The sequence below is a fragment of the Pseudomonas sp. MWU12-3088 genome, assembly GCF_023242405.1.
Taxonomy (GTDB): domain Bacteria; phylum Pseudomonadota; class Gammaproteobacteria; order Pseudomonadales; family Pseudomonadaceae; genus Aquipseudomonas; species Aquipseudomonas kribbensis.
Genome location: NZ_JALJEA010000003.1, coordinates 44,764 through 58,145, shown reverse-complemented (window position 1 = coordinate 58,145; position 13,382 = coordinate 44,764). Strand labels below are relative to the sequence as shown.

General features: G+C 59.6%; 18 protein-coding genes. 5 read left to right on the top strand and 13 right to left on the bottom strand.

The window, feature by feature from the left end; all coding sequences use genetic code 11:
- Nucleotides 1-40: 40 nt before the first annotated feature.
- A complete protein-coding gene (locus tag M5B98_RS09035; protein ID WP_248742513.1) occupies nucleotides 41-484 on the top strand; it encodes a hypothetical protein in 444 nt (147 codons plus the stop codon).
- Nucleotides 485-544: 60 nt separating this feature from the next.
- On the opposite strand, the gene M5B98_RS09030 is transcribed toward M5B98_RS09035, so the two are convergent.
- On the bottom strand, nucleotides 545-850 hold the full coding sequence (locus M5B98_RS09030) for a PepSY domain-containing protein (protein WP_065259299.1): 306 nt from the start codon (nucleotides 848-850) through the stop codon (nucleotides 545-547).
- A 153-nt stretch (nucleotides 851-1,003) separates the two neighbouring features.
- Between M5B98_RS09030 and M5B98_RS09025 the strand changes: the two genes are divergently transcribed.
- The gene (locus M5B98_RS09025) at nucleotides 1,004-1,882 is read left to right on the top strand and encodes a sterol desaturase family protein (protein ID WP_248742512.1); all 879 of its coding nucleotides are present in this window, start codon (nucleotides 1,004-1,006) and stop codon (nucleotides 1,880-1,882) included.
- 1 nt (nucleotide 1,883) lies between these two features.
- Here the strand turns inward: M5B98_RS09025 and M5B98_RS09020 are convergent, their stop codons facing one another.
- Entirely contained in the window at nucleotides 1,884-2,567 is a 684-nt protein-coding gene (locus M5B98_RS09020; protein WP_248742511.1) for a helix-turn-helix domain-containing protein, read from the bottom strand.
- Nucleotides 2,567-3,694 carry a glycerophosphodiester phosphodiesterase gene (locus tag M5B98_RS09015; protein WP_248742510.1) on the bottom strand — a complete coding sequence of 376 codons (1,128 nt, stop codon included), beginning with the start codon at nucleotides 3,692-3,694 and terminating at the stop codon, nucleotides 2,567-2,569. Before M5B98_RS09015 ends, M5B98_RS09020 begins: the two co-directional genes overlap by 1 nt.
- A 215-nt stretch (nucleotides 3,695-3,909) precedes the next feature.
- Between M5B98_RS09015 and M5B98_RS09010 the strand changes: the two genes are divergently transcribed.
- A complete protein-coding gene (locus tag M5B98_RS09010) occupies nucleotides 3,910-4,236 on the top strand; it encodes a DUF2025 family protein (protein ID WP_085701605.1) in 327 nt (108 codons plus the stop codon).
- A 60-nt stretch (nucleotides 4,237-4,296) separates the two neighbouring features.
- Here the strand turns inward: M5B98_RS09010 and M5B98_RS09005 are convergent, their stop codons facing one another.
- Both M5B98_RS09005 and M5B98_RS09000 read right to left on the bottom strand, forming a co-directional pair.
- Nucleotides 4,297-4,611, bottom strand: coding sequence for an antibiotic biosynthesis monooxygenase family protein (locus M5B98_RS09005; protein WP_248742509.1), 315 nt, complete (start codon nucleotides 4,609-4,611; stop codon nucleotides 4,297-4,299).
- Nucleotides 4,608-5,315: a CTP synthase gene (locus M5B98_RS09000; RefSeq protein ID WP_248742508.1), complete on the bottom strand. Its 708-nt coding sequence runs from the start codon at nucleotides 5,313-5,315 to the stop codon at nucleotides 4,608-4,610. Before M5B98_RS09000 ends, M5B98_RS09005 begins: the two co-directional genes overlap by 4 nt.
- 15 nt (nucleotides 5,316-5,330) lie before the next feature.
- Here M5B98_RS09000 and M5B98_RS08995 point away from each other — a divergent pair, with 15 nt between their 5' ends.
- Nucleotides 5,331-6,272, top strand: coding sequence for a LysR family transcriptional regulator (locus M5B98_RS08995; protein ID WP_248742507.1), 942 nt, complete (start codon nucleotides 5,331-5,333; stop codon nucleotides 6,270-6,272).
- Here M5B98_RS08995 and M5B98_RS08990 read toward each other — a convergent pair whose 3' ends face one another.
- The 4 genes from M5B98_RS08990 to M5B98_RS08975 all read right to left on the bottom strand — a co-directional run bounded on the left by M5B98_RS08990 (nucleotide 6,273) and on the right by M5B98_RS08975 (nucleotide 10,174).
- Nucleotides 6,273-6,803: a DUF1003 domain-containing protein gene (locus M5B98_RS08990; RefSeq protein WP_248742506.1), complete on the bottom strand. Its 531-nt coding sequence runs from the start codon at nucleotides 6,801-6,803 to the stop codon at nucleotides 6,273-6,275.
- Between the two features lie 60 nt (nucleotides 6,804-6,863).
- Complete coding sequence (locus tag M5B98_RS08985) at nucleotides 6,864-8,183, bottom strand: methyl-accepting chemotaxis protein (RefSeq protein WP_248742505.1); 1,320 nt, start codon at nucleotides 8,181-8,183, stop codon at nucleotides 6,864-6,866.
- 184 nt (nucleotides 8,184-8,367) lie between these two features.
- On the bottom strand, nucleotides 8,368-9,420 hold the full coding sequence (locus tag M5B98_RS08980; RefSeq protein WP_248742753.1) for a diguanylate cyclase: 1,053 nt from the start codon (nucleotides 9,418-9,420) through the stop codon (nucleotides 8,368-8,370).
- Nucleotides 9,421-9,565: 145 nt separating this feature from the next.
- Nucleotides 9,566-10,174: a TetR/AcrR family transcriptional regulator gene (locus tag M5B98_RS08975; RefSeq protein ID WP_248742504.1), complete on the bottom strand. Its 609-nt coding sequence runs from the start codon at nucleotides 10,172-10,174 to the stop codon at nucleotides 9,566-9,568.
- Between the two features lie 215 nt (nucleotides 10,175-10,389).
- Here M5B98_RS08975 and M5B98_RS08970 point away from each other — a divergent pair, with 215 nt between their 5' ends.
- Nucleotides 10,390-11,442, top strand: a complete 1,053-nt coding sequence (locus tag M5B98_RS08970) for an MBL fold metallo-hydrolase (protein WP_248742503.1) — start codon at nucleotides 10,390-10,392, stop codon at nucleotides 11,440-11,442.
- Nucleotides 11,443-11,454: 12 nt separating this feature from the next.
- Here the strand turns inward: M5B98_RS08970 and M5B98_RS08965 are convergent, their stop codons facing one another.
- The 4 genes from M5B98_RS08965 to M5B98_RS08950 all read right to left on the bottom strand — a co-directional run bounded on the left by M5B98_RS08965 (nucleotide 11,455) and on the right by M5B98_RS08950 (nucleotide 13,352).
- A complete protein-coding gene (locus M5B98_RS08965) occupies nucleotides 11,455-11,775 on the bottom strand; it encodes a helix-turn-helix domain-containing protein (protein WP_134827836.1) in 321 nt (106 codons plus the stop codon).
- A 2-nt stretch (nucleotides 11,776-11,777) separates the two neighbouring features.
- Entirely contained in the window at nucleotides 11,778-12,131 is a 354-nt protein-coding gene (locus M5B98_RS08960) for a type II toxin-antitoxin system RelE/ParE family toxin (RefSeq protein WP_065259289.1), read from the bottom strand.
- A 42-nt stretch (nucleotides 12,132-12,173) separates the two neighbouring features.
- Entirely contained in the window at nucleotides 12,174-12,491 is a 318-nt protein-coding gene (locus M5B98_RS08955; RefSeq protein ID WP_248742502.1) for a helix-turn-helix domain-containing protein, read from the bottom strand.
- A 93-nt stretch (nucleotides 12,492-12,584) separates the two neighbouring features.
- On the bottom strand, nucleotides 12,585-13,352 hold the full coding sequence (locus M5B98_RS08950; RefSeq protein ID WP_248742501.1) for an AraC family transcriptional regulator: 768 nt from the start codon (nucleotides 13,350-13,352) through the stop codon (nucleotides 12,585-12,587).
- Nucleotides 13,353-13,382: the final 30 nt, after the last annotated feature.

The window sequence follows — 13,382 nt, the reverse complement described above, 5'->3', positions numbered from 1 at the left end:
CCGATGGCCGGTTATTCATAACCGTCATTGGAGAATTTCCATGGTCAGCATCACGTCTGTTTCGATCAATCAGACCGTCACCACATCTACCAGCAAAACATCGATTGCCGACACGGGCGACGATACCTCGACCACAGCGGCGGCCAGCACAGGTGTGAAAGCTGACACCAGCAAAGTGGCGGCGGGCGGTGGTGCGGCGCCATCGGGTGACAGCAGCTCCAGCAATGATGAGTCGGATACCGTGAAGGAACTGCGCAAGCAGATTGCCGAGTTGCAGAAGCAATTGCAGGAACAGCAACAGGCGCTGCAAGCGGCTCAGGCCAAGCAGGAAAGTCAGGATGCCAAGGCGGCGGATGTTGCGGCTGCGCAATCGCAGATCGCGACAACTTCGGCTTCATTGCAGACGGCGACGGCGGCGTTGTTGGCGGCGTTGCAGGAGTCGGATTCGAGTACGTCGGGGGCGTTGGTCAGTACTTCTGCATAAGTCGCAGACACAAAAAAGCCGCACGATCCGAAAATCGTGCGGCTTTTTCGTATGGGGCAATCAGTGATCCTGCTTGTTGCTCAGAACCTTGCCTGTTGCCGCATCCAGATCCACGTCCCATTCCTTGCCATCGGCAGTACGCAGCTCGACTTCGTACTCATAACCGTTGAAATGGTTGTCCAGATCGGTGTCGACGATGGTCGCGCCCGGGTGCAGGGCCAGGGCAATCTTGTTCAGCTCTTCCAGTGGCTTGATCTTGCCGGATTTGACCAGCTCAGGGATCTGATCGACACGAACATCAGCCTGGGCCAGGCCAGCGGTGAGGGTCAGGGCAGCAGCGGTAAACAGGGCAGTCAGGGTTTTCATCGGTTATTCCTTTGGGTGATTCGTTCAAGTGAGTTCAGGTTAGCCACCGCAACTTAATTCACCCTTAAAAAGCGCCGCCGGTGTTTGCGTCGTTTGTTCAATCGCCGTTCGCGGGCAACTTTCATGCTCGGCCTTCGATCAAGGGAGGTGGACATGAAACGCATTTTTTCGTGGTTGTACGCGCCGGTATTCTGGGTTGGCTTCATCGGCGGCGGTGTTGGACTGGCGGGGCATTCGCTGCTGTGGTTGATGCCGCTGTTTGTTGTGGCGCTGGCGGTGTCGTTCGCGGCCGAGTGGATGCTGCCTTATGAAGTGAACTGGAATCGCCCGGCCGGCGATCGTCGTCGCGACATGCTCCACGCACTGGTCAACGAAGCGCTGAACGCTGTCGGCCTGTTGGCGTTACCGGGGCTGGTGACGTTGCTGGCGATTGACGGTGCATGGCCGTCGAACTGGCCGCTGTGGCTGCAAGTGGGCCTGGCGATTTTCATCGCCGATGCCGGCGTGAGCCTGATGCATTACGCCAGCCATCGCGTGCCGTGGATGTGGCGGTTGCACGCGATTCATCACAGCGTCGAGCGGCTCTACGGGTTCAACGGTTTGATGAAACATCCACTGCATCAATTGCTGGAAGCGACGGCAGGGTTGTTGCCGTTGCTGGTGTTGGGCATTCCGTCCGAAGTGGCGGTGTTGCTGGCGTTCGCCATTGCGATCCAACTGTTGCTGCAGCATTCGAACGTCGACATGCGCGTCGGCCCGTTGCGCTGGATCTTCGCCTGGGCGCCGCTGCATCGCTTTCATCACATGAAGTACGGGCGCGCCGGTGACGTCAATTTCGGGCTGTTCTTTACCTTGTGGGACTGGCTGTTGGGGACCGGTTTTTACACGGCGCATTACCGGATCGGCGAGGGTGATCTGGGCATCGGCAGTCGCCCGGATTTTCCACGGGACTATGTGGCGCAATTGCTCGATCCGTTCGAACCGGCAACGCTGGGCAAGGAACCGAAAGTGCCGGACGGCTTGCGACGTTGAGTCAGTCCAGCAGGCGCAATTCGATGTGCTGCAACGCCTGGCGGGCGGTGACGCCGAAGAGTTTTTTCAGGCTGCGGGAGAAATGCGCGGAGTCGGCAAACCCGGCGGAGTGGGCGGCGTTGGTCACCGGGCTGCCGGCCAGAATCGCCGCCATCGCCAGCCGTAGTCGGCGCCACAGCACCAGCCGTCGCACCGGCAAACCGATCTGGCTGACGAACAACCGCTGCAACTGGCTCAGCGACACATGGGCGGAATCGGCCACGGCACTGGCGGCGACTTTGTTCGACAGTGAGGCATCGACAGTGGCGAGGGCGCGTTCGATTCGCGGGTCATTCAGCGGGCGGCGTGGGCATTGGCCAATGGCGTGATCCAGTGCCGACAACGACAGCTCACTGTCGAACAGCGCATCGCGCAACACTTGGGCGTCGAACCGCAAGGGTTCGGCGTACACGGTGAACACGGGATCCGGCGCCTCGACAATCGCATGGCGAGTCTGTGAGGCAATCAGCAGGCGGGCAGCGGTGACGGTTTCGCCCTCGACCAGCACAGTCACTGGCCGGTCAGGCGCAAGAATCAGTTGATGCGCATAGTGGGAGTGGGGCGCAGTGCGCCCCGACATCCCGTGGATCAGGCCATGGTCGTGCCCCAGCCAGAGGCGGCCTGTCCACGGGGTGTCCGGTTGCATCAGAAACCGTTGTTCTTCAACACCTGATCCACACTGGCGGCGGCCGGGCGTTTGTAGAACTTCAGCAGTTCGCTGGCGCGGTTGGTGAAGATGCCGTCGACGCCGGCAGCCATGACTTTCTCGTAGTCCACCGGCTCATCGACGGTGTAGACGTGTACCAGAAGGCCCTTGTCGTGGGTGTATTTGTTCATCCATGGCTGCACCAGATCCGAATAGCTCTGATCGCCGCCATGGGTCAGCTTGGCCGAAGGACCGGTGCCGATGGCGCCCTGAGCCTTGGCGTAGTCGATCCATTGCTTGAATTCAGCTTCGGATTTCGGCTCTTGCTTGCCGTAGAAAACGTTCTTGTCCTTCTCGCCGGATTCGGCAAAGGTCACTTTCGATTTTGGTTCGATGCTGCCTTCGCCGACCCACAGCAACAGGATCTTCGGCACCTGCGGCATTTCCTTTTGCAGCAGTTCGAGACTGTTTTTCTCGAAGGTCTGCAGGATCACCTTGCCGTTGCTTTCGCCGACGCTGGCGACGTTTTTCGCCGGTTTGGCGCCGGCCGGGATCAGCAGGCCGCGAGCCTGGAGTTTTTCCTTCAGGTCATGCTCGATACCCGGGAACAGTTGCGGTTCCTTGGTCTCGATGTACAGGCCCGGTTTGTGCTGCGGGTTGGCCTGGGCGATGTCAATGATTTCGTCCAGGGTCAGAATCTGCAGGCCGACGTAGGAAGGACGCGCGCGATCCGGGTAGGCCTTGTTGTACCAGCTGCCGGCATCGAGGGTTTTCAGTTCGGCCATGGTGAAGGCGTTGGCCGGGCTGTCCTTGCGATCCGGGAACTTGGTGGCGACGTCGGTGGTGCGTTGCAGATTGTTGTCGTGCAGGGCGAACAGCACGCCGTCCTTGCTGCGCTGCAGGTCCATTTCCAAGTAGTCGGCGCCGAGGTCCCGGGCCAGTTTGTAGGAGGCGGCGGTGGATTCCGGTGCGTCGAAGGACGCGCCACGGTGGGCGATCACCGCCGGGTGCGGAATGCCCTCGGAGGCAGCGAGTGCAACAGGGCTTGGCTGGGCGGCGGCATGGGCCTGGCCGAGGCCGAGCATCAGGCTCAGCAGCAGAGCGCTTTTGGTAAACGTGGCGGGCATGTCGAGGTCCTTTCGCAGGTATTTTCGAAGATGTCCCTTTTAGCAACTCAAACGAAAACGTGCTATCGCAAGACCGACATAAACGTACTGAAAGCGAAAATTTCCGCACTTTTGTGCATTTGTTTGCAGTACGCTTGGCCACGGCAACCACCCCGGCAGAGGGTGTGCCTCAATGCCCTGCGTGTAAACCTTCGATCACTCTTGTGAGGTTTACCATGCGCATCACATCCCAACTCATCTGCCAGGCGGCCGACGACCTCAAGGGCTTTGTCGGCCTCAACCGCAAGACCGGCCAGTACATCGTACGTTTCAGCGAAGATTCGTTCGGCATGGACGTGGCCGATGACGGCATCATTCCCGCCAGCGAATTCGTCTGGGCCCCCGCGACGGAACAGACCATGACGTTGAAGCGCGAGCTGATCCAGTTGCTGCTCGATCAGCACATCGACGACCGGATCAACATCACCGAACCGTTGCGGGTTTACATGAGCAAGCGCGAAGTGCCGGAGATTGAGGCGGTGCGCAGTCTGGTGAAGGGCTGAGGCTTCGGTAATTCATTTGCCGCCATCGCTACCCTGTTGACGATGGCGGCCGATCAGCCCTCACTTCCCGAACCGATACTCCCGCTCAACCCGGCACACCCGCGTATGAAACGCCGAATACCATTCGGCCCGCCCACGCGCCTGAATTACCCGGTGCTCCGGATGCTCGCGCCAGGCCAGAATCGCCGCCTCGCTCTCCCAGTACGAAATCGTGATCCCCACCCCGTCTGCACCCCGAATCGAATCGATGCCGAGAAATCCCGGTTGCTCGGCCACCAATTGCATCATGCGCTCGGACGCCTCGGCGTAGCCGTTGTCGCCCTCGGTGCGAGTCGAGGTGAAGATCACGGCGAAACACTCAGTGTTTGATTTCATCGAGGTTGCTCCGCGCAGGCTTCGACAAATGCTCGCACCAGCGGTGGCATTTGCCCTTTGAGCGCGGCACGTTCCGGCTGAAACAACGTCGCGACGAAGAACACATGGCTTTTCAGTTCGATGGCGCGCAGATCGCCTGCAGAATCGTGGCCCATGGCGTGCAGGTCATGGGTCAGCAATTCCCGTTCGAACTGCGGATTCACCCCAAAACGGCAGCGATAGCCTTCACGAATCTCGGATGTTTCGTACGCCTTGGCAATCAACGAACCGGGTACCAGATGGATGCTGTCCACCGCTTCCACCAGCGAACAGCTCAGCGGCGAGAGCACGGCACGGCTGGAATCGGGCGAGGTTTCGCCATGCTCGGCATCGGCCCAGCCCAATACGTGGCGGGAAAACTCCAGTACCGCATGTTGAAAACCGCCACAGGTGCCGAGGAACGGTCGCTGCTGTTCACGGGCAAAACGGATGGCCCGCAGCGCGCCTGCTTCACTCTTGTAAGGGCTGGCCGGGACGCACCAGAAACCATCGAAGCCGTCGAGCGGTGTGTCGAGGTGAATCCGGTCGGTGGCCAACCATTCGAAATCGACGGGTCGGCGCATGTGTTCCGCTGCCAGGCCGAGGGCGACGGGGATAGCTTGATGGGCGGTGACTTGTGGATCGTAGTCACCGATCAGGGCGATGCGCAGGGCTCTGGATTCCATGAGTGCTCGCTGTGCTTGTTGAGGGATGACGCTCACTATAGATTGGCGTTCACGCACTCAATATGGGCGTTTCCCCAAGTGATTAATGCAGCGACGCACTATCGACTCGACTTCCCGGATCTGGCGCTGATTCTTGCCCTGGTGCGCGGCGGCTCTCTGGCCCGGGCCTCACAGTTGTTGAAGGTCGATGTGTCGACGGTGTTCCGCGCCGTGCGCCGACTGGAAGCCGCACTCGGTCAGCAACTGTTCGAAAAAAGCCGCGCCGGCTACCTGCCCACCAGCCTTGCGCAGACCCTGGCCGAGCAGGCCGAACGCGCCGAGCAGGCACTGGAAGCGGCGCGCATCGGTGTGGAGCAGGGCGGCGAAGTGGTCAGCGGCACGGTGCGCCTGACCTGTACCGATTCGGTGCTGCAAGGTCTGCTGCTGCCGGCGCTGGCGCAGTTCATGCCGAACTTTCCGGCGCTGACCATCGAGCTGAGCACCTCCAACGATTTCGCCAACCTCAGCCGCCGCGATGCCGACATCGCCCTGCGCCTGACACGCACACCACCGGAGCATCTGGTCGGACGAGAACTGGCGAAGATTTCCTACCGGGTCTGTGCCAGTGAGCGTTATCTGCAAAACATCGATGCATCCGATCTGGCCGCCATGACCTGGATCGCCCCGGATGATTTCCTGCCCGATCACCCGACCGTCGTCTGGCGCCGCCAGCACTTGCCCGGCGTGACACCGGGCTATCGCTGCAACAGCATGCTGTCGGTGACGGAACTGGTGCGTGCCGGGTTAGGCGTCGCGGCGTTGCCGGACTTTTTGATCACTGAAGGTCTGCAAGCCTTGAGCGAACCGCTGCACGGTTACGACACCGCACTGTGGCTGCTGACCCGCCCGGACTGCCGCGCGTTGCGCTCGGTGGTCACGTTGTTCGATGAACTCGGGCGGGCGCTGCGGTTGCCGTGATCAGGCCTGAGGGTTCTGGCGCATGTGATCGTGCAATTCGCGGGTCAGGCCTTCGATGCGTTCGGTCAGGTTCTTGGTCATTTCGGTGAGCCGGGTGTTCTGCTCCAGCAGCTCCAGCAATTGCGCAGTGTTCTTCGCGGCCTGGACCTGACGTTCGCTGTTGGCCACGGCCAGGGCTTCCCGGTGCTGGGCGTCGGCGTCCGATTGCGCTTTGTCCCGTGCGGCCTGACGGGTCTGGGCCAGCAGAATCAGCGGTGCGGCATAGGCCGATTGCAGGCTGAACGCCAAGTTCAACAGGATGAACGGATAGACGTCGAAGGTCGTGACGCCAGACATGTTCAGGCACACCCACAGCACCACAATCAGGGTCTGCGCGCCAAGAAAGGTCGGCGTACCGAAGAATCGCGCAAACGCCTCGGCCCGCAAGGCGAACTTGTCGTTGCCGAAAGTGGTGTTGAGGTGGGCGTGGGGGCGGTGGAAGCGCAGGTGATCGACAGGTGCGGCGGGGGATTCGTTTTTTTCGGTGGTCATGACGGGCTCGGCAGGGCTTGGGACGTTGAGTCACTATAGCCCTGCGTCGCCCGTGTCGGCCTATCCCGGCGCACGCTCGTTGGCAAACATGCTCACGGCGTCCACCGCTTCGCTGGCGCCATCGCGAATCTGCAGAATCACCGTCCCCGCCTGATCCGCCAGCTCGACGCCTTGCGCCGCACGGCCACGGGTGCCGTCCATGCTTTTGATCGCCTGACGGGTTTCGCTCTGGATCAGGCCGATCATGTTGGAAATCTCTGCCGTCGAACCGCTGGTGCGTGCTGCCAGTTGCCGCACTTCATCGGCCACCACGGCAAAACCACGCCCTTGCTCACCGGCCCGCGCCGCCTCGATTGCCGCGTTGAGTGCCAGCAGATTGGTCTGGTCGGCAATCGCGCGGATGGTGTTGACGATGGCGGTGATCTGCTCGGAGCGCTCGCCGAGCTGGGCAATCAGGGTCGACGACTCGGCGATGTCATCGGCAATTTCGCGCATCTCGCTGGCCGCTTGCTGGATGACTTGCGTGCCTTGCTCGGCGACTTTTCGGGTGGCGACCGAGATGTGATAAGCGGCGCTGGCACTGCGGGCATCCTGCTCGTGCTGCTCGACCCGGGCGGTGACGTCCGAGGCGAATTTCACCACTTTGCACAGGCGCCCGGCGGCGTCGTAGACCGGGTTGTAATTGGCTTCCAGCCAGACGGTTCGCCCGTGTTTGTCGATGCGCTCGAACTGCCCGTGGAAAAACTCGCCCTGATTGAGCCGGCGCCAGAAGTCCTGGTAAGCACTGCTGTTGACCAGATGTGCGGGGCAGAACAAACGGTGATGTTTGCCCTTGAGTTCGGCCTGGGTGTAGCCCATGCGCGTCAGAAAATTCTGATTGGCCGTAAGAATGTTGCCGTCAAGGTCGAACTCGATCACCGCCATGGCCCGGTCAATGGCCTGCAATTTGGCGTTGGCTTCACTTTCCTGCTGCACCTTGGCGGTGACGTCCATGGCGTACTTGACCACTTTGACCACGCGGCCCGAGGCATCCTTGATCGGGTTGTAACTGGCTTCAAGCCAGATCGGCCGGCCCTGGCTGTCGACGCGCTCGAAGGTGCCGGACTGTAACTGACCGTTTTTCAGTCGCGACCACAGTTCGGTGTACTGGCTGCTGCGGGCAAATTCCGGTGGGCAGAACTGGCGGTGGGACTGACCAATCACCTGTTCGGCCTTGTAGCCCGTGGTCTTCAGGAAGTTGTCGTTGGCGCGCAGGACCACGGCGTCGAGATCGAACTCGATCACCGCCATGGAGCGGTCGATGGCTTCGAGCAAACCGGATTGCTCGGTGATGGTGTGTTGCAGCTCACTGATGACGGACTGATGGCGATTGAAAAACATGCGGGGTGCGCTCCGGAAATAGGGCTGAGGTGTTGTCCCTGTTCCTGCGCTGGCCGGCCGAACGAGCTGACGACATTGGGCAATGACCACTAAAGTGCCAGCATCCAGGCTGGCGATCTGATCTTATACAAAGTTATTAAACTTGTACAAGAAAGTGCGGTGTCACTTTGTCGTACAAGTCTTGTCAGGCATTGGAGCGGCTCAGCGCGACGCTGATCGTGTTGCGGCCCGTGTGTTTAGCGGTGTACAGCGCCTTGTCGGCGTCATCCAGCCAGTGCAGTGCATCCGGGTAGGTCGGGTGAAAACGTGCCAGCCCGATGCTCAGGCTGACCCGCAACTCCGGCACATCGGGATGACGGTATTGCTGCAGGGACTGGCGCAGTTGTTCCATCAGCGCTTCGGCTCTGCTCAGTGGCAGGTTGGGCAGGATCGCGCAGAATTCGTCACCGCCGTAACGGCCGGCCAGTTCACTTTCAGTCAGCAAGGATTTGAGTTCACGACTGAGTTGCTGGAGCACCGCATCGCCGACGATATGTCCGTAGCTGTCGTTGATCACCTTGAAGTGATCGACGTCGATCAGCGCGAGGGTGGCCTGGCTGTTGTGATCGCGGCACTGCTGGAACTTGAGGTGCAGCAGGTCTTTCCAGGCACCGTGGTTGAGCAGGCCGGTCAGGCTGTCAGTGCGGCTCAGGGCACTCAAGGTGCGTTTGTGTTCGGCGAGTTTGATCGCCAGCCGATAGCAGACCATGCCCAGCGCCAGCGGATAAAGAGTGAGCATCGGCAGGCACGCCCAGACCTGGGTCTGCGTCGCCGTCAGGGTGAACTTGACCCCGAACAGCGACCAGCCCAGCAAAACGCCGATCACTTGGGCGAGGGCGCCGAGCAGGAACAAACGTCTGCCGCCGGCGGCGACATTGTTCATGGTCATCATCGAGAGAATGGTCACGGTGACCAGCGGGTTGAACTGGAAACACGCGGTCCAGAAACCGCCGAACACCGAGTCATAGAGCAGATTGCGGCGCTCGGCACGGTAGGGGAAAGCCGAGCGGGTCGACCATTGATAGGCGACGTGGGGCCAAAAAAAACCATTGAACAGTAGCAGCGCCCAGAGCCACGCCGGCACATTCAATGGATACAGCGCGGCGCCGACGCTGAAGAAACCGATCCCCAATCCAATGGCACGTGGCAAGTAAATACGTCTGGCGAATGACAAGCCTTTGCCGCGTTGGTTTTCCATGATGTTCTTCGCCAGATTCATTCTGAAACACTTTGCAGTGTAATTCTTCAGAGCGACCGTTCATCGGTCAATGACAGACATTGTCATTTATTCCAGCGGGAAAATTCAGTGTCCTTGTGAGCCATTTACGCGGCGCAGACGTGATCTAGAGCTGGTAGCAGGCCAGGAACATGTCCAGTGCCGAATCGACCACGGCATTTTGCGTGGCGCTGTCGAGCGAGGGCTGGCCCATGGAAATCTGTGGCCAGAAGGCGAAGGTTTTGAGCAGCCCCTGTACCTGATGCGCGGCGAACTCCGGATCGACTGGTTTCAATCGGCCGTCGACCTGAGCGGCGCGGATCCACACGGTCACGCTTTCCTCACGTTCGCCCATGCGCGCCACCATGTTCTGCGCACGCTCGGGCGAGTGGATCGCGGCGGCGATGGCGACCCGGGCCAGATCCATGAAGTTGTCGTCCGCCATCATCTGCAGTTTGGCCAGCAGCATCGTTCGCAGTTGATCGCGCAAGGGCTGGTCGGGTTGATACGACACGGCTTGCTCGGTGCTGATCCGTGCCCACAACTGGTTGAGAATTTCGGCGAACAGCTCTTCCTTGCTCGGAAAATGGTTGTACACCGTGCGCTTCGACACCCCGGCGGTGGCCGCGATCTTGTCCATGCTGGTGACTTCGAAGCCGTTGGTTCGGAATTCGGAAATGGCCGCCAGGATGATGGCTTCGCGTTTGCGGTCGGTGAGGCGCGTTGGAGCTGTCATAAATTCGATTCGGCAGGAAAAAGGAGGAAATTACACTCGGCAGTTTACTTGTCATCCGGATTCATGCAACCTAGAAAGTACACCGATCAGTGTAATGTTGCGTTAATCGGTGCAACCTAAAACCAGATGTCCGGCTGATGCGTGCGTGCCTTGGCCGTTTATCGTCCCACCGTGGAAAACCGTGAATTGCGCGGTTTTTCTGGAGTCATTCAGTCATGGCCAAATCAATTTCTTCCGCGGTCAGTCCTGTACCTGAAGCTTCGCGCCAGGCCGAAGGGACGTTCCGCAACCACACGCCGGTGCAGCGCGAAGGTGTGCGCAAGATGCTGCGCATCATGTGGAACATGATCTTCCACAAACCGCGCAACACCCGTCCGGCATCGGCTATTCCGGTGCAGCCACTAACCCGCGCCGACTTGATCGCTGCGCCGAATCACAGCGTCTATCGTCTCGGTCACTCGACCCTGCTGCTGAAGCTGCAGGACAAGTTCTGGATCACCGACCCGGTATTCGCCGAGCGCGCTTCGCCGGTGCAATGGGCCGGCCCGAAACGCTTCCACCAACCACCGATCAGCATCGACGAGTTGCCACCGATCGAAGCGGTGATCCTGTCGCACAACCACTACGACCACCTCGACTACGAAGCGGTGTTGAAACTCGCGGACAAGGTCAACGTGTTCCTCACGCCGCTGGGCGTCGGTGACACGTTGGTCAAATGGGGTATCGATGCCAGCAAGATCCGCCAGTTCGACTGGTGGCAGGGCACCGAAGTCGCCGGCATCCGCTTCATCGCCACCCCCTCGCAGCACTTCTCCGGCCGTGGCCTGTTCGATGGCAACCAGACCCTGTGGGCTTCGTGGGTGATCATCGACGGCGACACGCGGATCTTCTTCAGCGGTGACAGCGGCTACTTCGACGGCTTCAAACGCATCGGCGAACAGTTCGGCCCGTTCGACCTGACCCTGATGGAAACCGGCGCCTACAACGTCGAATGGCCTTACGTGCACATGCAACCGGAAGAAACCCTGCAAGCTCACATCGACCTCAAGGGCCGCTGGTTATTCCCGATCCACAACGGCACGTTCGACCTGGCGATGCATGCGTGGCATGAACCGTTCGATCGCATTCTTGCACTGGCCTGGGAGCGCAGCGTCTCCATCACCACTCCGCAAATGGGCGAGGTGTTCAACCTGGCACAACCGCAACGCGGGAATGCGTGGTGGCTGGCGGTTGAAGGGGAGAGTGAGGCGGTGGTGCAAGGGGCGTAGTAGGGTTTCGCGTTATGCGAACACCACCTCAATTCGGCCCTCTTTGCGAGAGCGGGGGGCTGACTTGACCACAATCTGCACATCTCGGCCGAGGTGAGAAAGGCATTCCATCATCTTGGCTTCACTGATGCCGCGGAATTTTCCTCTCAGCATTTCGGACAGCTTGGGTTGTGATAGCCCCAGGATTTCAGATGCTTGAGATTGAGTGAGATGACGCGCTTTGATGATTTCGCCGATCTTTGCGGCTAGCTGTGACTTGACCTGCATTTCACTGGCATTTGGCAAGCCAAGGTCTTGATAGACGTTTCCGCTGCCTTCTTCGATTTCATTCATTTCTATGTTCCTTTCGCGTGATCCTGAGCGGCTTGAAGTCTCTTTCGGATCAGGTCGATATCGCATTGCGCGGTTTTGATACCTGCGGTCGACTTTTTCTGAAAACAATGCAGGACGTAAATCGCATTGCCAAAACGGACTGTGTAAACGGCGCGGTAGGTATTCGTATCAAAGTCCTCAATCAACTCAAGGACACCCGCGCCTCCAAACCCCTTCAGAGGTTTTGCATCCGGATGCCTGAGACCACTTTGGGCCAGGTCCAGTGCGTAACCAAAAACATCCTGTACATCTGTGGGCATCTGCTTGAGATCTTTCTTGCTACTGCTAACCCACAGGAGTGGCTTCCTTGTACTCATGCGAAAAATATACCTATATTGGAATAATCACAATCAATCCTTTCAGTCAGCCATCGCGTAATCTCCATGACCCACTGATTCCGGCATCGTAGCTCTGACATTCCCCCCACGCCCCGGCGCAAACCCCGGAAAGAACACCAACCCCTGCGCCTCGAACCGATAGGTCAACGCCAGCCGCGCCGAATCCGCCACGTCCTGCTGCGCTTCGAACCGCTGAATATCGTCTACCGAAACCCCTGCCTCCCGCGACAGTTGTTCCACGCTCCAGCCCAACATCCCTCGGGCCTGGGCGCAGTGGGTCGGGGTGAACTGGAAAAGGGCGATACGTTCGAGGATGAGGTTCATCGCTGAAGAGGCCATGGTGTGCTCCGGGCTCGAGAGTGCTGATGGAAAATATACTGTGTTTTTGTACAGTTGTTTTCAGCCGGGATCAAACGCATTTTTTGATTTGCCCTAGTTCGCCGCCTCCAACCAGACGGACGGTGCCTGACCGAGGATCCGACGGAACATCGTCGAGAACGCCGCCGGGCTGTCATAACCGAAATCCAGGGCAATCCGCGTCACCGCTTCACCCGCCGCCAGCCGTGCCAGCGCCAGTACCACGCAGGCGCGTTGACGCCATTGACTGAAACTCAGGCCAGTTTGCTGACGAAACAGTCTGTTGAAAGTGCGCAAGCTTACGTGCAGCTGATCGGCCCAATGCTGGGGGGATTGGTGGGCATTCGGCTGATGCAGAAAGGTCTGACACAGTTCGAGCAGTCTTCCGTCAGACGGCAGCGGGATATGCAGCGGCAACGGTGCACTGCGCAGCAATTCATACAGCAACAAATTGATCAGCACGCCGTCACGCCCGGTCAAGTCATAGGTCAGCGGCAGCTCCACGGCTTCCATCAGCAATTGCCGCATCAACGACGACACACTGATCACCTGACAACGTTCACCCAGATCCACCGCCCCCGGCTCGATATACAAACTGCGAGTGCTGACCCCCAGCATCAACACCTCATGCGCCACCCCCGGCGGAATCCACACCGCCCGCTGCGGCGGCACCACCCAGTTGCCGTCATGCGTGCTGACCTGCATCACCCCGGTCGCGCCGTACAACAATTGCGCGCGCCGATGCGTATGACGTGGCAGCAGATAGCCGTGGGAATAATCCGTACCGATAGCCACCACCGGGCGCGGCGTGTCATCCAGCAGATTGATCGAAACATTGCGCATCGAGCGGCACCCGGCAAGTTGGCGTAAACG